The 17,442-nt window shown below is 64.6% G+C and carries 19 protein-coding genes; 8 read left to right on the forward strand and 11 right to left on the reverse strand.

The window, feature by feature from the left end:
• Positions 1-181: 181 nt before the first annotated feature.
• Positions 182-415 carry an acyl carrier protein gene (locus ACODSN_RS13935; protein WP_489056091.1) on the reverse strand — a complete coding sequence of 78 codons (234 nt, stop codon included), beginning with the start codon at positions 413-415 and terminating at the stop codon, positions 182-184.
• A gap of 187 nt (positions 416-602) precedes the next feature.
• Between ACODSN_RS13935 and ACODSN_RS13940 the strand changes: the two genes are divergently transcribed.
• A complete protein-coding gene (locus ACODSN_RS13940; RefSeq protein ID WP_489056092.1) occupies positions 603-1,838 on the forward strand; it encodes a glycosyltransferase family 87 protein in 1,236 nt (411 codons plus the stop codon).
• A gap of 13 nt (positions 1,839-1,851) precedes the next feature.
• Here ACODSN_RS13940 and ahpF read toward each other — a convergent pair whose 3' ends face one another.
• The 3 genes from ahpF to ACODSN_RS13955 form a co-directional block, all read right to left on the reverse strand.
• On the reverse strand, positions 1,852-3,432 hold the full coding sequence (gene ahpF, locus ACODSN_RS13945) for an alkyl hydroperoxide reductase subunit F (RefSeq protein WP_489056093.1): 1,581 nt from the start codon (positions 3,430-3,432) through the stop codon (positions 1,852-1,854).
• Between the two features lie 126 nt (positions 3,433-3,558).
• Positions 3,559-4,122: an alkyl hydroperoxide reductase subunit C gene (gene ahpC / locus ACODSN_RS13950; protein WP_489056094.1), complete on the reverse strand. Its 564-nt coding sequence runs from the start codon at positions 4,120-4,122 to the stop codon at positions 3,559-3,561.
• Between the two features lie 138 nt (positions 4,123-4,260).
• Entirely contained in the window at positions 4,261-4,857 is a 597-nt protein-coding gene (locus ACODSN_RS13955; RefSeq protein WP_489056095.1) for a TetR family transcriptional regulator C-terminal domain-containing protein, read from the reverse strand.
• Between the two features lie 135 nt (positions 4,858-4,992).
• Between ACODSN_RS13955 and ACODSN_RS13960 the strand changes: the two genes are divergently transcribed.
• The gene (locus tag ACODSN_RS13960; protein WP_489056096.1) at positions 4,993-5,460 is read left to right on the forward strand and encodes a hypothetical protein; all 468 of its coding nucleotides are present in this window, start codon (positions 4,993-4,995) and stop codon (positions 5,458-5,460) included.
• A 642-nt stretch (positions 5,461-6,102) separates the two neighbouring features.
• Here the strand turns inward: ACODSN_RS13960 and ACODSN_RS13965 are convergent.
• On the reverse strand, positions 6,103-6,540 hold the full coding sequence (locus ACODSN_RS13965; protein ID WP_489056097.1) for a cupin domain-containing protein: 438 nt from the start codon (positions 6,538-6,540) through the stop codon (positions 6,103-6,105).
• Between the two features lie 120 nt (positions 6,541-6,660).
• Here ACODSN_RS13965 and ACODSN_RS13970 point away from each other — a divergent pair, with 120 nt between their 5' ends.
• Entirely contained in the window at positions 6,661-6,969 is a 309-nt protein-coding gene (locus ACODSN_RS13970; RefSeq protein WP_489056098.1) for a glycine zipper 2TM domain-containing protein, read from the forward strand.
• A 65-nt stretch (positions 6,970-7,034) separates the two neighbouring features.
• Here the strand turns inward: ACODSN_RS13970 and ACODSN_RS13975 are convergent, their stop codons facing one another.
• Entirely contained in the window at positions 7,035-7,313 is a 279-nt protein-coding gene (locus tag ACODSN_RS13975; protein WP_489056110.1) for a hypothetical protein, read from the reverse strand.
• Between the two features lie 150 nt (positions 7,314-7,463).
• Positions 7,464-7,871: an EVE domain-containing protein gene (locus tag ACODSN_RS13980; protein WP_489056099.1), complete on the reverse strand. Its 408-nt coding sequence runs from the start codon at positions 7,869-7,871 to the stop codon at positions 7,464-7,466.
• Between the two features lie 76 nt (positions 7,872-7,947).
• On the opposite strand from ACODSN_RS13980, the gene ACODSN_RS13985 reads away from it, so the two are divergent.
• A complete protein-coding gene (locus ACODSN_RS13985; protein ID WP_489056100.1) occupies positions 7,948-8,901 on the forward strand; it encodes an isopenicillin N synthase family dioxygenase in 954 nt (317 codons plus the stop codon).
• 5 nt (positions 8,902-8,906) lie between these two features.
• Here the strand turns inward: ACODSN_RS13985 and ACODSN_RS13990 are convergent, their stop codons facing one another.
• Positions 8,907-9,290 carry a dihydroneopterin aldolase gene (locus ACODSN_RS13990; protein WP_489056111.1) on the reverse strand — a complete coding sequence of 128 codons (384 nt, stop codon included), beginning with the start codon at positions 9,288-9,290 and terminating at the stop codon, positions 8,907-8,909.
• A 135-nt stretch (positions 9,291-9,425) separates the two neighbouring features.
• Here ACODSN_RS13990 and ACODSN_RS13995 point away from each other — a divergent pair, with 135 nt between their 5' ends.
• From ACODSN_RS13995 to ACODSN_RS14010, 4 genes are read left to right on the forward strand one after another with little or no spacing between them, the layout of a single operon-like run.
• Positions 9,426-9,938: a GNAT family N-acetyltransferase gene (locus ACODSN_RS13995; protein WP_489056101.1), complete on the forward strand. Its 513-nt coding sequence runs from the start codon at positions 9,426-9,428 to the stop codon at positions 9,936-9,938.
• A 42-nt stretch (positions 9,939-9,980) separates the two neighbouring features.
• Positions 9,981-10,547: a DUF1285 domain-containing protein gene (locus ACODSN_RS14000; protein WP_489056102.1), complete on the forward strand. Its 567-nt coding sequence runs from the start codon at positions 9,981-9,983 to the stop codon at positions 10,545-10,547.
• Positions 10,544-11,155, forward strand: coding sequence for a CoA pyrophosphatase (locus ACODSN_RS14005; protein WP_489056103.1), 612 nt, complete (start codon positions 10,544-10,546; stop codon positions 11,153-11,155). The genes ACODSN_RS14000 and ACODSN_RS14005 overlap by 4 nt, the downstream gene beginning before the upstream one ends.
• Positions 11,136-12,344 carry a CCA tRNA nucleotidyltransferase gene (locus tag ACODSN_RS14010; protein WP_489056104.1) on the forward strand — a complete coding sequence of 403 codons (1,209 nt, stop codon included), beginning with the start codon at positions 11,136-11,138 and terminating at the stop codon, positions 12,342-12,344. The genes ACODSN_RS14005 and ACODSN_RS14010 overlap by 20 nt, the downstream gene beginning before the upstream one ends.
• Here ACODSN_RS14010 and ACODSN_RS14015 read toward each other — a convergent pair.
• The 3 genes from ACODSN_RS14015 to ACODSN_RS14025 all read right to left on the reverse strand — a co-directional run.
• Positions 12,308-14,062, reverse strand: coding sequence for a putative bifunctional diguanylate cyclase/phosphodiesterase (locus ACODSN_RS14015; protein WP_489056105.1), 1,755 nt, complete (start codon positions 14,060-14,062; stop codon positions 12,308-12,310). The genes ACODSN_RS14010 and ACODSN_RS14015 overlap by 37 nt on opposite strands.
• A 52-nt stretch (positions 14,063-14,114) precedes the next feature.
• Entirely contained in the window at positions 14,115-16,403 is a 2,289-nt protein-coding gene (gene parC / locus ACODSN_RS14020; RefSeq protein WP_489056106.1) for a DNA topoisomerase IV subunit A, read from the reverse strand.
• 43 nt (positions 16,404-16,446) lie between these two features.
• Positions 16,447-17,442, reverse strand: a 996-nt coding sequence (locus ACODSN_RS14025; RefSeq protein WP_489056107.1) for a hypothetical protein, incomplete at its 5' end; no start/stop codon positions are given.

Genomic DNA, 17,442 nt, shown 5'->3' on the forward strand with positions numbered 1-17,442 from the left:
CTACTTCAACTTGCGCCGTGCCCTAACCGTTTCGAACGCGATTGTCGAAATGGGAAAGCGGGGCTGGCGGCGCGCCAGATACGAAAAGGCTCCCCACGCTCCGGTTGTGCCGGACCAAGGGAGCCGATTCACTTGAAAGCGGTCAGCAGCCCGCGCCTGGCCGGGCGGGCCGCAAGACGCCTTACTGCTTGCTGTCGATATAATCGATCGCGTCCTTGACGGTCGCGATCTTCTCGGCGGCATCGTCAGGGATTTCGACGCCGAATTCCTCTTCGAACGCCATGACCAGCTCGACGATATCCAGGCTGTCCGCGCCCAGATCGTCGATGAAGCTTGCGTCCCCCGTCACCTTCTCGGCTTCGACGCCCAGATGCTCGACGACGATTTTCTTAACGCGATCCGCGGTCTCACTCATGAGTGGTCCTTTTCTTGGGTATCGTTGGTGGGCATGAATAGCTGTTAAGGCAAAGCCCTAGTGCGAAGCCCCGATAGAGGCAAGAGGCAAGGGAGCCAAGCCCCTTTCATTCGCGCGCGCCCGCCCCCGTGGAAATGCTATACGCGCCCTTTACCGAAATTTCAGCAACAGCCGGCCATAAAGCGCCATGGCACCGCTTCCGTTCCCCGACCGTTTCATCACGCGTCCCCGCATCCGCGTGACCGCCGCCGTGATGCTGGCGGCGACGGTGATCGGGCTGTCGATCCTGTACCTGATGGGACATGGCACGGTGGATATGCTCGGCCGGCCGCTCGGCACCGATTTCTCCAACGTGTGGACCGCGGGCTGGATGGCCGATCATGGCCGCGCCGCGCTGGCATGGAACTGGCCCGCGCATCATGAGGTGCAAAAGGCGATCCATCACGATCCCGCCATCCCCTTCTATGGCTGGCATTATCCGCCGCCGTTCCTGATTATCGCGACGCTGCTGGCGCAATTCCCCTATGTCATCGCCCTGCTGATCTGGCAGGGTGTGACACTCGCGCTGGCGGTGACATTGGTGCGGAAAATCCTGCCCGACGATCGCGACGCCCTGCTGGTGGCGCTCGGCGCGCCGGTAGTGCTGGTGTGCCTGGGCCATGGGCAGAACGCCTTCATGACGGCGGGCCTGCTGGGCGGCGGCATGCTGTTGCTGGACCGGCGGCCCTGGGTCGCGGGCATCCTGCTGGGCGCGCTGGTGTACAAGCCGCAATTCGCGGTGTTGATTCCCGTCCTGATCGCGGCGCGCGGCAATGGACGCGCGTTCCTGTCGGCCGGCATCACCGTCGCGGCGCTGTGCCTTGTCACGCTCGCCATATGGGGCTGGCCGGTATGGCGCGCCTTTCTCGACTCGCTGCCGCTGACCCAGCATATCATCATCGAAAATGGCGCGACGGGATGGGAAAAGATCCAAAGCCCGTTCGCGGCGATCCGCCAATGGGGCGGGTCCATCCCGCTTGCCTATGGGGTGCAATCGATCGTCACCGCGCTCGCCGTGATCGCCGCTGCCCTCATCGCCCGGCGCGGATCGATGGAAGTGCGCGGCGGCGCGGCGCTTTCGGCCGCCTTGCTCTGCACGCCCTATGTGCTGGATTATGACTTTGTCCTGCTCGGTGTCGCCATCGCCTTTCTGGCGGCGGATATCGCCAGGCGCGGTGCATTGCCGTGGGAAGCGACAGGACTTGCCTATGCGTGGTTCATCCCGGTTTGCGGTCGCGCGTTGTCAGGGCTGACCTTCGTGCCGGTGAACCTGATCGCGGCCATCGCGGTGCTGGCGCTGGCGACGCGGCGGGCGGCCCTGTTCGACCGCGCGTTCGATTATCCGGCGGTGGGGCGAGCGATCAGGCGAACGAAGCCCGCCTGATTGCCATACCCGCTTATGCTGCCTGCGCGGACTCCTCACCCACCGGCAGGCGGATGAGATAGTCGAAGGCGGACAGGCCCGCCGTCGATCCCGCACCCATCGCGATCACGATCTGCTTATAGGGCACGATCGTGCAGTCGCCCGCCGCGAAGATGCCCGGCTGGCTCGTTTCGCCGCGCGCGTCGATCTCGATCTCGCCGCGCGGGCTGAGGGCCACCGCGTCCTTCAACCATTCGGTGTTGGGGACGAGGCCGATCTGGACGAAGATGCCCTCCAGTTCGACATCATGTTCGGTGCCATGGTTGCGGTCCTTGTAACTGAGGCGCGTCACCCGTTCGCCATCGCCCTCGACCCTGGTCGTCAGCGCGGAGGTGATGATGCGCACATTGGGCAGGCTGGCGAGCTTGCGCTGCAACACCGCGTCGGCGCGCAACTGGCTGTCGAACTCGATCAGCGTCACATGCGCGACGATGCCCGCAAGGTCGATCGCCGCCTCGACACCGCTATTGCCGCCGCCGATCACGGCGACCCGCTTGCCCTTGAACAGCGGCCCGTCGCAATGCGGGCAATAGGCGACGCCCTTGTTGCGATATTCATCTTCGCCCGGCACGCCCATCTGCCGCCAGCGCGCGCCGGTAGACAGAATCAGCGTGCGTCCCTTTAGCGACGCGCCATTTTCCAGCACGACCTCATGATAGCCGCCCTCGCTGGCGGCGGGGACCAGCTTCGCGGCTTTTTGCAGGTTCATGATCTCGACATCATAGTCGCGCACATGCGCTTCCAGGGCTGAGGCAAGCTTGGGACCTTCGGTGCGGCTGACCGAAATGAAATTCTCGATATCCATCGTGTCGAGCACCTGCCCGCCGAACCGCTCCGCCGCGACCCCGGTGCGGATGCCCTTGCGCGCGGCATAGATCGCCGCCGCCGCCCCGGCGGGGCCGCCGCCGATCACCAGCACCTCGAACGGGTCCTGCGCCCTGATCTTTTCGGCCGCGCGATCCGACGCGCCGCTGTCGATCTTCGCGACGATCTGTTCCAGCTCCATCCGGCCCTGACCAAAGGGTTCGCCGTTCAGGAAGATGGTGGGGACCGCCATCACCTTGCGCGCGTCGACCTCCTCCTTGAACAGCGCGCCGTCGATCGCGACATGGCTGATGCGGGGATTGAGCACGCTCATCAGGTTCAGCGCCTGCACCACATCGGGGCAGTTCTGGCATGACAGCGAGAAATAGGTTTCGAACGCGAAATCGCCGTCCAGCCCCTTGATCTGCTCGATCAGGTCCTGCGCCGCCTTGGACGGATGCCCGCCCACTTGCAGGAGCGCGAGAACAAGCGAGGTGAATTCATGCCCCATGGGCAGGCCGGCGAAGCGCACGCCGATATCCGTGCCCACGCGGCGGATCATGAAACTGGGGGTGCGCTTATCGGGACCGGCCACGACCATGACCTTGTCCGACAGGGCGGCGATTTCATCGAGCAGTCCGCCCAGTTCCTTCGATTTGGCGTCCTCACCCAGCGCGGCGACCAGTTCGATCGGCTCGCGGATGTTGACCAGATAGGCCTTGAGCTGCTGCGTCAGATTGGCGTCGAGCATGGGAAAACTCCTCAAAGCGATTTCTCCTTGAAATCGCGACAGGTCAAAAAACGGTAGATACAAAAATGGCCCGGGGCGGAGCGTTCCACCCCGGACCATCTTGCGGCCCGTTACGGGAACGGTCGATCAGATCTTGCCGACGAGATCCAGCGAGGGCGCGAGGGTGGCTTCGCCCTCTTCCCACTTGGCCGGGCACACTTCGCCCGGATGGCTCGTCCAATATTGCAGCGCCTTGATCTTGCGCAGCAGTTCTGCGGCGTTACGGCCCACGCCCTCCGGCGTGATCTCGACAAGCTGAATCACGCCCTGCGGATCGAGTACGAACGTGCCTCGATCGGCGAGACCGACGCCTTCGCGCAAAACGCCGAACTGATTGGAGATGTCGTGATTCTGGTCGCCCAGCATGTAATAGTTGATCTTGCCGATCGCCGGCGACGTGTCATGCCACGCCTTGTGGCTGAAATGCGTGTCGGTCGACACCGAGTAGACTTCGACGCCCAGCCCCTGAAGGGTCGGATAGATATCGGCCAGATCTTCCAGCTCGGTCGGGCAGACGAAGGTGAAATCGGCGGGATAGAAGAAGAATACGGCCCATTTGCCCTTCACGTCCGCGTCGGTGACATCGACGAACTTGCCTTCCTTGAAGGCGGTCGCCTTGAAGGGCTTGAGGGGCGTGTTGATGATGGCCATGGGCTTTGCGTTCCTTGAATGACTGCAATTGAGAAGCCTATCTAGGGGCAGCGCTCCACCAAGGGAAATTGGTTTTCTTGGCCTTGCTAAGTGACAAAATCGATCACGCAACGGCTCATTGATCGATCGGCTTGTCGCTTATCTGATCGCCTGTTCCATCCAGTGATCGACCATCGCCTGCGCCTCCTCCGCGCCGAAGGTGGAGGGGTCGAGGCACAGTTCCAGCCACAGCCCGTCGACCAGCGCGGTCAGCGAAATCGCCGTCAGCCGAACCTCGCGCGGCGTCAACGCGAGCGCGGCTTCGTGCAACAGTGCCTCCATCTGCGCCCGCGATCCCGCATAGATTTCGGCATGGGCGGCGGAGAAGGCGGCGTTGCTCCGGACCAGGCTCCAAAAGCAGATCCAGGTCGCCAGCAGATCGGCGTCCAGCACAGGCGGGCGGAAATTCGCCATCAGCAGGGCGCGCAGGCGGTCGCGCGGGTCCGGCCCGGCGGATGCCACCGCCTGCTCCATCGCCTGCGACACGCGCAGGCCGACATCGCGATAGGTGGCCAGGATCAGGGCATCGACCCCGTCGAAATAATGGGTGAGCAGGCCGGCGGAGACACCCGCCCGCTGGCAAATGGCGCGCACGCTCGTCCCGCCAACGCCCTTTTCGGCAAGGCATTGCGCGGTGGCGTCGATCAATCCCTGCCGCCGCACATCGGCACTCTCCCTGACAAAGCGCGCTCTCATCGTCCGCCCTACATCCTCTTTTTCGATCTTGTTAACCCTATCTTGCGAGCCGCGCCCGCTGGCAACTCATTCCGTCGCTGGATCGAAGACGCGACTTCATCCGTTTCATGGCGCTCATCCGCTGGAGAAAGACGCATGATTCGCCTTCCAACCGTCAGCCCGCTCCTATGCGCCGTCGCCCTGCTGGCGGTCGGCGGCTGCGCCAAGCCACAGGATCAGGCCACCATTTCGAATCAGGCGGCGCAACCACCGACGATCGAAACGGTCGAAGACAGCGATTCGCTCGGCAATATGGGATCGGACGCGCCGGTGGCCCCAACACAACAATGGGTCGGCCGCTGGACCGGGCCGGAGGGGCTGTTTCTGGATATCCAGCCCTCCCCCAACGGCAAAGCCGGCCACTATGCCCTGACCAACAAGGACACGCTCGACCGTCAGGGCGATTATGCCGGCATCGCCGACGGCGCGACGATCCGCTTCGTGCGCGACGGGAAGGACATGGCGATCCGGCCCGGCACGGGCGACGAGACCGGATTTAAATATCTGGCCGGAAAGACCGACTGCCTGATCGTCGTGCCGGGACAGGAGGGCTATTGCCGCTGAGCGCTTGTTGGGGAATGCGCCTTTGCGCCGCGTCCCCACCAGCCGTCTAAACGAGGCGCGCCACCCGTTTGAACGCGTCCGACCGCCATGAGGAATACCATGACTAGATTGGGAGGGAGGGCTGCTGCGGCCCTGTGACCTGCGCTCGCCAGGAGGCGTACCATATTGCCCCAAACAAAATGGGGGCCGGCATTGCTGCCGGTCCCCACTTCCGTCGGACTTCGATCCGCGTTCCGTGGGGCACGCGATCATCAGGTCCGGCGTGGCGGATGCATGGCCTAGAAGGTCGCTGCATCGCGCTGGCTTCGGGTCGTTGGCGCATGGCCTTCGTGCCCGTTGCCTGCTCTTGAACTGGAAGCCCGACGTTCACTTTCGCGCGTACCCGGCATCCCCTTCAAGAGGGCGATCCGGCGGCGGCCTTTCCCTTGCGGGCGGTGTCGCAACCGAACCTTCGGAAAGGTCTATAAACCTTTGATTTCTCTCTGGTTCTCCGGCTCTGGATCGCTCCGTCACCACTCTTTCCGATAAGATGATGGTCTCACCATCGGCGAGTCGCGCAAAGCGAAATCGGTCACTTCGATGACCTTTGCCCATCAAAGCTGTGGATAAAATTGTGGATAAGTTTGCGGGCCGCAAACGCCGCTAATCGGGTGGCGCCCAGCCCGCCGGAGCCAGCGTGAAACTGGCAAATTCGAAGCCCGGAACCACCGTGCATCCCACCAGCGCCCAACCCCCGGTCGGCGCGGCGGCCTGCCATGCATGAGCAGGCACCAGCGCCTGGGGCCGTTCTCCGGCAGCGACATCCATGCCCAGCCGGACATGGCGCGTCACGCCCCCCTCCTCCGCCATCGACAGCGTCAACGGCGCGCCGCCATGCCAGAACCAATATTCGTCGCCATCCACCCGGTGCCAGTGCGATCGCTGATGCGCTTCGAGCAGGAACAGGATCGCCGTGCCGGCAGCGCGGCCATCCGGCGCCGGAGCGGCGCGCCAGGTCTCCCTGTACCAGCCGCCTTCGGGATGCGGCGACAGGTCCAGCGCCTCGATCATCGCCCGCGCGTCCTGCCCGATTCCGTCCATCGCCACACATCCAAAAAATATATTTTTAAAATCAATAAGTTGATCCGTTGCCTCAGGTTCATGCAACTTCGATCAACTTAAGGGGGTTCAACCACGCAATACGCTATCGGAGGAGATATCATGCGTAAATCAATCCTTGCCCTCGTTGCCATTTCGCTGGCCGTGCCCGCATCCATGGCGGTGCCGATCGAAGGAGCGCAGGCGCGTAAACATCATCGCTACAAGGAATGGCGCGGCAATGACGGCCGCACCTATTGCCGCCGCTCGAACGGCACGACCGGATTGATCGTCGGGGGCGTCGGTGGCGCGCTGGTCGGTCGGGCGATCGACACGCGTGGCGACCGGGCCACCGGCACGATCCTGGGCGCGGCCGGCGGCGCACTGCTGGGCCGTGAGATCGACCGTGGCGGCAGCCGCCGCTGCCGCTGACGGCTCCACAACGAAAAAGGGCGGCCCTCCTGCGAGGACCGCCCTTTTAATCGCGAAACGGCCGATTATTCGGCAGAAGCGCCGCGCGCTGCCTCGACCGGGAAGGCGACCGCCTTGCCGCCGGAAACGCCCGAAACCTTACCGTTCTTGACGGCCAGGTTGAAAGCAACCGCGTCGGGATAGCGACGGCCTGAAATCAGCTGACCCGTCTTGGTGTCACGGACTTCATAGACATAGGTATAGCCTTCGTGCGTGAAGCGCTGCTTGGTGGCGTCTTCGGCATGGGCGGGGCTGATGGCGGCGATGGCGCTGATGGCGCCGGTGACAATGAACTTCGACAGCATTCGCATGGGTTTCTCCTTGTGAATGCCGATCAAACACCTCTGTAGCTCTTATCGTCTGTTGCGAACCATTTATGTTGCACCGCGATAAAGCGACAATCGCAAAGTGGCGAGATATGATTGCGCTTTGTGCAATCGCGCCGGAAGATCTGCTCAAGCCTTTGATTTGGCGACGATATGGTCGAACTGCGCTTTCGAAAGCGGCGATACGGACAGCCGCGACTGTCGCAGCATCACCATCTCCGCCAGCGCCGGATCTGCCTTCATTGCCTTGAGCGTGACCGGCTGGGCAAGTTTTTCATGCGGCGCAACATGGACGGCGATCCATTTGCCGCTCTCGTCGGTGCTGTCCTGCGCCGCTTCCTCGACAATCTCCATGATGCCGACAGCTTCGACACCGATATTGCTGTGGTAGAAGAAAGCGAGGTCACCCTTGCGCATCGCCTTCATGTGGAGTTGGGCGGCGTGATTGCGCACCCCGTCCCATTCGGCCTTTCCCTTTGCGACCAGGTCGTCATAGGAAAAGACATCGGGTTCCGATTTCATCAGCCAATAGTTCATGCGCTCTCCTTGCCCCAGCGCGATGGCCCGATCAAGGAGAGCGCGGCCGCATTCGGCCATCATCGGGAGAGGAAATGTGACGCCGTCGGTTCTGGATAAAGTCCCCATCCTGTCGATGGCAGAGATGCCGGCGAGCGCGTTTGCAGCCGCGCTGGGCGCATCGTTCGAGCGGTTCGGCTTCGCCATGGTGCGCGATCATGGCATGAACCAGCGACTGATCGACGAGGGATGGTCGCTTGCCCGGCGCTTCTTCGCCCTGCCTGACGATGTGAAGCGGTCCTATGACGCCGCGGGCAATGGCGGCCAGCGTGGCTATACCGCGTTCGGGCGCGAGATCGCTCGCGATGCGCGCGAAAACGACCTTAAGGAATTCTGGCATGTCGGCCGCGATCTGCCTGGGGGCGATCCGCTGGCCACCGCAATGCTGCCCAATGTCTGGCCGGACGAACCGGAGGGATTCAGGCTCGCCTTCACCGCTCTTTTCGCCGAGTTCGACCGCGTGGGGGCGCGCCTGCTATCCGCCATCGCCCTCTATCTCGGGCTGGACGGGGACTGGTTCGACGCCCCAACCCGCAACGGCAATTCGATCCTGCGCCTGCTGCATTATCCCCCGGTGTCGCCCGACGCGCCCGGCATCCGCGCGGGGGCGCATGAGGATATCAATCTCATCACCCTGCTGCTCGGCGCGGAGGAAGGCGGGCTGGAACTGCGGGATCGCAATGGCGAGTGGTTGCCGGTGGTCCCGCCGCCCGGCGCGCTGGCGATCAATGTCGGCGACATGCTCCAGCGCCTGACCAACCATCGCCTGCCCTCGACCAGCCACCGCGTCGTCAATCCGCCGCCCGAACGGCGCGGCGTTTCGCGCTATTCGATGCCCTTCTTCCTGCATCTGCGGCCCGACTTTCTCATCGACGCGCTGCCGCAATGCATCGATGCCGCACATCCGCGCCGCGATCCGCCGATCCTGGCGCATGATTATCTGACGGAGCGGCTGACACAGATCGGCCTGATCGGGAAGGATAAGGCGTAAAGCGCCTACTTCCGCCAGCGCCCCATGGTGATGCCGATTTCCTCGCCGCGCTCGCTCAGCGCCAGCTTGACGATCTTGACCTCGACCTGAAGCACCTTGTCGTCCTGAAGGAAGATGGTGTCGATGACATGGTCCGCCACCGCTTCGATCAGCGTGAAATGCTGGCCCTGCGGCAAGGCGGTCGTGGCGGCATGCTTAAGGTCCATGTAATTTTTGGAGCGCGATAGCGGCGTCGCCGGGTCATAATGATCGGCAATCTTCAACCGCGCGCGAATCGAGATACGCAGCGGCTGCGGCAGATGCGTTTCTTCCGAATAAATGCCGGTCAGCACATCGACATGCAGGTCCTTGACCTCCAGGGTCAGAAAGTCGTCCAGTCCGCTGTTCATCGATCCGCCATCGTTGCACGCTCGTCCGATCGATCGCCGGGCCGCTGCGCTTTTCATTTCACGGGTCAGGCGCTACAGCCCGCCGCTTCCGGCGCGGTCCATGCGCCATTGCAGGCGGATCGGCAAGACGTGTCAGTGATAGTGCCCCTCGATTCCCAGCCCGAACAGGCGGTCGAACATCTGCTCGACGCGGCGTTCGGCGCGGATCGTCATGGCCGGACCGCCTATCTGATCCGGGCGGGCATGGCGTGGCTCCCAAGCCTCTCCTTCGGCATTGTCGCGGAGGATGGCGCGCTCGTCGCCTCGCTGCAAAGCTGGCCGGTGGCGCTGCATCGCGCTGACGACGCGCGCCTGCCGCTCGTGATGGTCGGGCCGGTCGCCGTCGCCCCGGCGCTCCAGCGCGGCGGTCATGGCCGGGCGCTGATGGACGCGGTGGTCACGGCGGCGCGGCGGCAGGCGAGCGATCCGCTGATGATGATCGGCGACCCGGAATATTATGGCCGCTTCTGGGGCTTTTCAGCCGAGGGCACCGGCCAATGGTCGGCGCCGGGTCCGTTCGAGCCGCGCCGCCTGCTGGCCCTGTCGGTCGATGGCCGGACGCTCGGCGGTGCGGGCATGCTTGGCCCCCGAATTACCGTGCCGGTCTGAATCCCCTTTGCCTTCGGGCGCGGGCGATCCTATCTCCGCCTTATGCCGATGGACCCGATCCCCGACCTTGCCACCCTCTCGCTGGCCGACATAGCGCGCCTCGTCGCCGAAAAGCGCCTGCCGCCCGTCGAAAAATGGAACCCCGACCATTGCGGCGACAGCGAGATGCGGATCGCGCGCGACGGCACATGGTTTCATCAGGGGTCGCCGATCGGGCGCGAGACGATGGTGCGGCTGTTCTCCACCATCCTGCGACGCGAGGCGGATGGTAGCTACGTTCTCGTCACCCCCGTCGAAAAATTGTCGATCGAAGTCGAGGATGCGCCTTTCGTCGCGGTCGAGCTGCGGAGCGAGGGCGAAGGCCGCGACCGCACCCTCGCCTTCCGCCTCAACACCGGCGACATCGTGCCTGCGGGTCCCGACCATGCGCTTACCGTGCGGGAAGGCGCGGACGGCCCACATCCCTATCTCCATGTCCGTGGCGGGCTGGAGGCGCTGGTGGGGCGCAGCGTCTATTATGAACTGATGAACCTCGCGCTCGACGAAGGCGCAGAGCCGGTCGGGCTGTGGAGCCATGGCCGCTTCTTCGCGCTGGACGGGTCGGCATGACGCTGGCGGAGCGGCTGCGCGCAGCATTGATCGAGGGGCATCGGCGGGAGGAAATTCTGGTGCCGGGCGAACTGCGCGACCCGCGCCTTTTGGACGACACGCCGCTCGCCCCCGCCGCCGTGCTGGTGGCGATCACGGATCGCGCGGAGCCGGGCCTGATCCTGACCCAGCGTTCGGCGGCGCTGCGCAAACATGCGGGGCAGGTCGCCTTCCCCGGCGGTCGCGTCGATCCCGGCGATGCCGACGAGATTGCCGGTGCGCTACGCGAAGCGCAGGAAGAAATCGGCCTGTTGCCCCACATGGTCGACATCATCGGGACATCCGATCGCTATCACACCTTCACCGGCTTCGACATCATTCCCGTGCTGGGGGTCATCCCGCCGGATCTGCCGCTGGTGCCGCAGGAAAGCGAGGTTGCCGACTGGTTCGAAGTACCGCTCGCCTTTGCCCTCGACCCGGCAAACCGGGTACAGCGCAGCGCGGTCGTGGACGGGATCGTCCGCCATTATTACGACATTCGCTGGCAGGATCGTCGCATCTGGGGCGTGACCGCCGCCATCCTCGCCAATCTTTCGCACCGGCTGGGTCATGACCGACTGCTTGCCTGACGCGCCGTGGCGTCACCGGCCGGGGCTGGACTCGCTGTTCGACGCGATCGGCGCGCGCGAAGGACTGGCCCGTTTCGTCGGCGGCGCGGTGCGCGACGGGCTACTAGGATTGCCGGTCAATGATCTCGACATCGCCACGGTGCTGACGCCGCAATCGGTGATCGAGCGGCTGGAACGCGCGGGGATCAAGGCCGTGCCGACCGGCATCGCCCATGGCACCGTGACGGCCGTGCTGCCGGGCGGGCCGGTGGAGATCACCACCCTGCGCCGCGATATCGAGACCGACGGGCGACGCGCGACCGTCGCCTATACCGACGACTGGCGCGAGGATGCGGCGCGGCGCGACTTCACCATCAACGCCCTGTTCGCCGATCCGCTGACCGGCGCGATCACGGACTATTTCGGCGGCCTTGCCGACCTTGCACAGCGCCATGTCCGCTTCATCGGCGACGCCGACGCCCGCATCGCGGAGGATCATCTGCGGATCCTGCGCTATTTCCGGTTCCTCGCCCGCTATGGCGATGGCGAACCCGATGCGATCGCCTTCACCGCCTGCCGCGCCGCCGCCAACAGCCTGATGGCGCTTTCCCGTGAACGGATCGCCGACGAATTGCTCAAGCTGCTGGCTCTGCCTTGTCCGCAGGCGACGTTGCGGCTGATGATCGGCGGCGGCATCTTGCAGCCGATACTCCCCGAAATAGACGACCAGGGTCTGGCGCGGCTGGAGCGGCTGACCGCGCGCGAGCAGGAAGCAGGCGTGCCCCACGCCCCGCTTCGCCGCCTCGCCGCGTTGCTGCCGCCCGACGCGCGGATCGCCGGTCAGGTCGGCGCGCGGCTCAAATTGTCGAACAAGGCGCGCAAACGCCTCGTCACCGCGCTCGAATCGTCGGGGGAGCCGACACCGATTCAGGCGCTCGCCTATCGCATCGGCATCGAAGGCGCGATCGACCGCGCGCTGCTCGGTTCGGCGGAGGTCGCGACGCTCGCGGCTCTGGATTCATGGACACCCCCGCATTTGCCGATCAGCGGCGGCGCGCTCATCGCGCGCGGGCTGCCGCCCGGTCCCGATGTGGCCAAAGCGCTGGGCGAGGTGCAGGATTGCTGGATCGCCGAAGGCTTTCCCGACAAAAGCCGGGTCGCGGCGATCGCCGATCAGATCGTTTCGAAATTCCAGCGCGCGCGCCAATAATCGAACGCCGCCGTCTCGCTCATCGGCGTGGCAAAATAATAGCCCTGTCCCTGCCAACAGCCCATGGACTGAAGCGCATGCGCCAGTTCCTGCGTCTCGATCCCCTCGGCGGTCACATGCAGGCCCAGCGATTCGGCGAGCGACAGGATGGTCCGCACGATCACCGCCTTGTCGCGATCCTGAAGCATCGACGATACGAAGCTGCGGTCGATCTTCAATATGTCGATCGGCAGGCTGTGCAGGCTAGCCAGGTTGGAATAGCCGGTGCCGAAATCGTCCATCGCGATCGGCATCTGCAAATCCTTGAGCGCGACCAGCAATTTGCGCGCCTTGTCGGGATCGGCGACGATGGCGCTTTCGGTGATTTCCGCCGTCAGCCGCTTGCCGCTAATGCCCGAATAGCGCAGCGCCTCCTCAAACATGGACGCCACATCGTCGCGCGCCATCTGAATGGGCGACAGGTTCACATTGACCCCGACCGGGAGCGGCTGGCCAAATTTCGCGTCCCAGCGGCTGAGCGTTTGCGCGGCCTCATAGGCGGCCCAGCGCCCGAGCGAGGTGATGAGGCCGCTTTCCTCGGCCACGGCGATGAACTCCACCGGCGGCACCTTGCCCAAATCGGGATCGTCCCACCGCGCCAGCGCCTCGAATCCTGTCACTTCGCCGGTCTGAAGGTGGATCAGCGGTTGGAACGCCAGGGTCAGATGTCCGTGCGCGAGCGCGTCCCGCAACCGGCTTTCGATCGAAAAGCGCCGCTGCGCTTCCTTGAGGACGCCGTTACGATAGATTTCGACCTTGCCGCTGCGCTTGGCGATCTTGACGGCGGCCTGCGCCTTGCGAACCACATCGTCGGGATCGTCGGCCAGGCTGGTCGCGATCGCGCAGCCAATCGCGCAGTCGATCCGAATTTGCAGGTCGCTCAACCGCACCGGCTGGTCCAGCGCGTCCCTAATCCGCTGCACGATATGAAGAGCGTCGGACAAGCCATTGTTCAAACGCGCGAAAATTGCAAAATCATTGCCGCCGATCCGGGCCAGCACATCGCCCTGGCGCAGGCTGGATTTCAGCCGCTTGGCCACCGTGATGAGCAACTCGTCGCCAGCCATGGGTCCGAGCGATTCATTGACCCGGCTGAACCGGCTGAGGTCGATCGCGATGATCCCGAAGCGGGCATTGTCCGGCCAGGAGGAATTGGCGAGCCGGTCGTCAATCTCTTCGCCAAAGCCGGTTCGATTGGGCAGCGCGGTCAACCCGTCCGACAAAAGCTCGCGCCGCAAATTCTTCTCGATCATGCGCTCGCTGGTGCGGTCGTTCGCGGTAATGAGAAATTGTTCGGGCCGCTGCGGCGTGCCGCGCAGTCGGCCGATCGTGCACAGAAAATATTCCGGTCCCAATGCGCCGTCGCGGCGCAATTCGAAACTGTCCGAATCGCGATTGGCAGCGGTGAAAGCCTCGATCCTCTCGTTCAATTGCGGACAGGGCACCTCTGGCGATCGCTCATTCTCCGCGCGCTGGCCGAACCGCCGACAAAAAGCATCATTGGCCTGATGAATGAACAAGCTTTTGTTTTCACGAACAATGATCGCTGCGGCGTAAGGCAGAGCCATCAGCCAGTCGGGGATGGTCTCCACCTGCGCCGGACGCGGCTCCCCGGTCCCCTCTTGGGCGTCAAAGCTCGCATCTTGGGCTGGCCCGCTTCGAACCGACATGGATTCCATGCCCTCGTCCTACCGGGCGTAGGTAAATTTTCCGGAAACGTAATTTACGTGTTTAGAAACGGTTGTCGCGCGGAAAACCTGTAGGCGGCATCCGCCCCGCGGCGCCGCGCGCGACGCGCCAGGGCGTCATATCCGCTTCGGTGCGCGTCCGGCCGCTTTCGCCGCCCATTGCCCAGCTGATTCCGTCCGCCATCCGGAATGCAATCGCGTCGGAAAGGCCGCCGCCGCCATAGCGCTGCATCTGCACCCCCTGCCCGCGCGCCATGCGGGGCATTTCCTCCAGCGAAAAGACCAGCAGCTTGCGATTTTCACCGATCACGGCAACGCTGTCAGCTTGCGGCGCGACCGGATGGACCACGCTCAGCTTCGCGCCGGGGCGGACATTGACGACCTGCTTGCCCTTGCGCGTCTCCGCCGTCACCTCCGCCATGTCGGCAATGAAGCCCCGACCATCCGACGCCGCGAGCAGCAACTGCCCACCGGCCCGCGCCGGCAGCAGCGCGACGATCGCGCCCTGATCGTCCATATCGACCATCATCCGCACCGGATCGCCAAAACCGCGACCGCCCGGCAGCTTGTCCGCCCCCAGCGTGTAGATGCGGCCGCTGGCCGTCGCCATCAGCAGCTTGTCGGTGGTATGCGCATGAAACGCATATTGCGGGCCGTCGCCTTCCTTGAATTTCAGCGTATCCGCCGCCGCCAGATCGCGATGCCCGCTCATCGCCCTGATCCAGCCGCGTTCGGACAGGATGACCGTAATCGGCTCGCGCTCGATCATCGCCTCCAGCGGAATTTCGCGCGCCGGTCCCGCTTCCTCGACCAGCGAGCGCCGCTGCCCGAGCGCGGTGTCCGGCCCATAGCGCTTGCGCAGGTCGGCAAGGTCGCGCTTCAACCGGGTGCGCTGCCGCGCCGGGCTTTCGACCAGCTTGAGCAGTTCGTCCCGCTCCTTCGTCAGTTCCTCATGCTCGCGCCGCAGTTCCATCTCCTCCAGCTTGCGCAGGGACCGCAGCCGCATGTTGAGGATCGCCTCGACCTGACGGTCGTTAAGCTGGAACTCCTCCATCATCACGAGCTTGGGTTCGTCCTCGGTGCGGATGATCTCGATCACCCGGTCGAGATTGAGATAGGCGATGATGTAACCGTCAAGCAGTTCCAACCGCGCCGCGATCTTGTCCAGCCGGTGCTGCGCCCGCCGCACCAGCACGTCGATCTGGTGCCGCAACCATTCGACCAGCAGCGGCTTCAGCCCCATCACGCGCGGCGTATGACTGGCGTCGAGCACGTTCAGATTGAGCGGAAAGCGGTTTTCCAGATCGGTCAGGCGGAACAGGCTGTCCATCAGCATGTCGGGATCGACATTGCGCGCGCGCGGCTCGATGACGATGCGGATCTCGGCGTCGCTCTCGTCGCGCACATCAGCCAGGATCGGCAGCTTGCGATCGTTGATGAGCGCGGCGATCTGTTCGATCAGCTTGGATTTCTGCACCTGAAACGGTATCTGGGTGACGATCGCGACCCAGGTGCCACGCCCGCCCTCTTCCTTGTGCCAGCGCGCCCGCGTGCGGAACGCGCCGCGCCCGGTGGCGTAGCTTTCCGAAATCGCCGCCGCGCTGTCCACCAGCACGCCGCCCGTTGGGAAATCCGGTCCCTTCACGATCTCCATCAGCGCTGCGTGATCGGCCTCCGGATCGTCGATCAGCAGGGTCGCGGCGTCGATCAGCTCGGCGACATTATGCGGCGGGATGCTGGTCGCCATGCCGACCGCGATGCCGCTCGCGCCATTGGCGAGCAGGTTGGGGAACAGGCCGGGGAATACCTCCGGCTCCTCATCCTCGCCATTATAGGTCGGGCGGAAATCGACCGTGCCCTCGTCCAGCCCGGCCATCAGGTCGGCCGCCGCCTGCGTCAGCCGCGCCTCGGTATAGCGCATCGCCGCCGCATTATCGCCGTCGATATTGCCGAAATTGCCCTGCCCGTCGACCAGCGGCGTGCGCAGCGAGAAGTCCTGCGCCAGCCGAACCATCGCGTCGTAGACCGATGAATCGCCGTGCGGGTGATATTTGCCGATGACGTCGCCGACGACCCGCGCGCATTTCTTGTATCCGGTGGTGTTGCGCGCCGGATTGGCGACCAGCACATCGGGGCTTGCCCCGCCCGGTTCCATTTTCAACAGCCGCATCGCCCACAACAGTCGCCGATGCACAGGCTTCAGCCCGTCGCGCAGGTCCGGCAGCGATCGCGCGGTGATCGTGGACAGCGCATAGACGAGATAGCGTTGCGACAAGGCGGCGTCGAAAGGATGGTCCTTGATGCTGTCGAACGGGTCGCGGAAATCGGTCATTACGGGTGGGATAGCAGGGCGCCGCGCAATGGCAAAGGGATGTTCAGCCGGCCAGCCGCGCGCCCACGCAGATCAGCGCGACGATGATCGGCAGCGCCGCCGCCTTCGCCACCTGAACCGCTGAAAGACGCGGCACGGCCGCCCGCTCGCACACCGCCCCGACCAGCGCCAGCGCGCCCGCGCACATGGTCCACAGATAATAACGCAGTTCCGACGCCACGCTCGCCGCCGCATAACCCAGCCCGTACAGCAGCGCGGACAGCGCCAGCATCGTGATGAGATCGCAGCGCAAAGCCCTTCGCCTGTGCCACAGCAACGCCGCCAGCGCCGCCATCCACACGCAAGGCCAGCCGAGCGGCGAATGCGACGTCGCCCGCGCCGCGGCATCCACCCCGCGCACCAGCCCGTTGGGGGTCACGGCAAAACCCCACTCATTGGGCGGCGCCTGCACCTGCACCGGACGTTCGACTTCGTCCGGCACGATGAAGCGGGCGTTGATGTTCCAGTGCCGCGCCCGGTGTAGGATATAGGCGACCGGATGATGGATCACGGCGGACAGCCACCAGAGCAGGGGACTGCGATGGCTCGCATGAAAGGCGTCGCGCACCGCTTCGAAACCGATCGGGCAAGGCGCGTCGACCCACCAGCTATAGCTGTCCCAGCGGGCCGGGTTGTAGCAATGATGATTGACCGCGAGGGCGTCCCGCACCCCGACCGGCGGGAACAGGTCGACGCCCGCCTGGTCGCTCATCCCGCCAAGGTCGAAGATCACCAGCGACAGCGACACATCGCTATGCTCCGCCCCGATCAGCGCGTTCGCGACCGGCATCGCCGCGAGCAGCGGCAGCGCCAGCAGCGCGGCGCTCGCCGACCCGCGCCGCCACCCGCTGCGCCAGTGCGACGGCAAGGCCCAGAAGGCGACCGGCAGCGCGGCGGGCAGCGCATTGAACCGCAATGTCGCCGCAAACAGGCACAGCAGCAGCGCGCCGACCCGCGCCGCCACCCGCTGCGCCAGTGCGACGGCAAGGCCCAGAAGGCG

Source organism: Sphingobium sp. FG11, from assembly GCF_057809915.1.

Excerpts from the sequence above, each read along its gene's own strand:
- ACODSN_RS13960 (WP_489056096.1), top strand. The coding sequence starts at position 4,993 with ATGATTCGCCTTCCAACCGTCAGCCCGCTCCTATGCGCCGTCGCCCTG.
- ACODSN_RS13965 (WP_489056097.1), bottom strand. The coding sequence starts at position 6,540 with ATGGACGGAATCGGGCAGGACGCGCGGGCGATGATCGAGGCGCTGGAC.
- ACODSN_RS13970 (WP_489056098.1), top strand. The coding sequence starts at position 6,661 with ATGCGTAAATCAATCCTTGCCCTCGTTGCCATTTCGCTGGCCGTGCCC.
- ahpC (WP_489056094.1), bottom strand. The coding sequence starts at position 4,122 with ATGGCCATCATCAACACGCCCCTCAAGCCCTTCAAGGCGACCGCCTTC.
- ACODSN_RS13980 (WP_489056099.1), bottom strand. The coding sequence starts at position 7,871 with ATGAACTATTGGCTGATGAAATCGGAACCCGATGTCTTTTCCTATGAC.
- ACODSN_RS14015 (WP_489056105.1), bottom strand. The coding sequence starts at position 14,062 with ATGGAATCCATGTCGGTTCGAAGCGGGCCAGCCCAAGATGCGAGCTTT.
- ACODSN_RS13955 (WP_489056095.1), bottom strand. The coding sequence starts at position 4,857 with ATGAGAGCGCGCTTTGTCAGGGAGAGTGCCGATGTGCGGCGGCAGGGA.
- ACODSN_RS14010 (WP_489056104.1), top strand. The coding sequence starts at position 11,136 with ATGACCGACTGCTTGCCTGACGCGCCGTGGCGTCACCGGCCGGGGCTG.
- parC (WP_489056106.1), bottom strand. The coding sequence starts at position 16,403 with ATGACCGATTTCCGCGACCCGTTCGACAGCATCAAGGACCATCCTTTC.
- ACODSN_RS14000 (WP_489056102.1), top strand. The coding sequence starts at position 9,981 with ATGCCGATGGACCCGATCCCCGACCTTGCCACCCTCTCGCTGGCCGAC.
- ahpF (WP_489056093.1), bottom strand. The coding sequence starts at position 3,432 with ATGCTCGACGCCAATCTGACGCAGCAGCTCAAGGCCTATCTGGTCAAC.
- ACODSN_RS13990 (WP_489056111.1), bottom strand. The coding sequence starts at position 9,290 with ATGAACAGCGGACTGGACGACTTTCTGACCCTGGAGGTCAAGGACCTG.
- ACODSN_RS14005 (WP_489056103.1), top strand. The coding sequence starts at position 10,544 with ATGACGCTGGCGGAGCGGCTGCGCGCAGCATTGATCGAGGGGCATCGG.
- ACODSN_RS13940 (WP_489056092.1), top strand. The coding sequence starts at position 603 with ATGGCACCGCTTCCGTTCCCCGACCGTTTCATCACGCGTCCCCGCATC.
- ACODSN_RS13935 (WP_489056091.1), bottom strand. The coding sequence starts at position 415 with ATGAGTGAGACCGCGGATCGCGTTAAGAAAATCGTCGTCGAGCATCTG.
- ACODSN_RS13975 (WP_489056110.1), bottom strand. The coding sequence starts at position 7,313 with ATGCTGTCGAAGTTCATTGTCACCGGCGCCATCAGCGCCATCGCCGCC.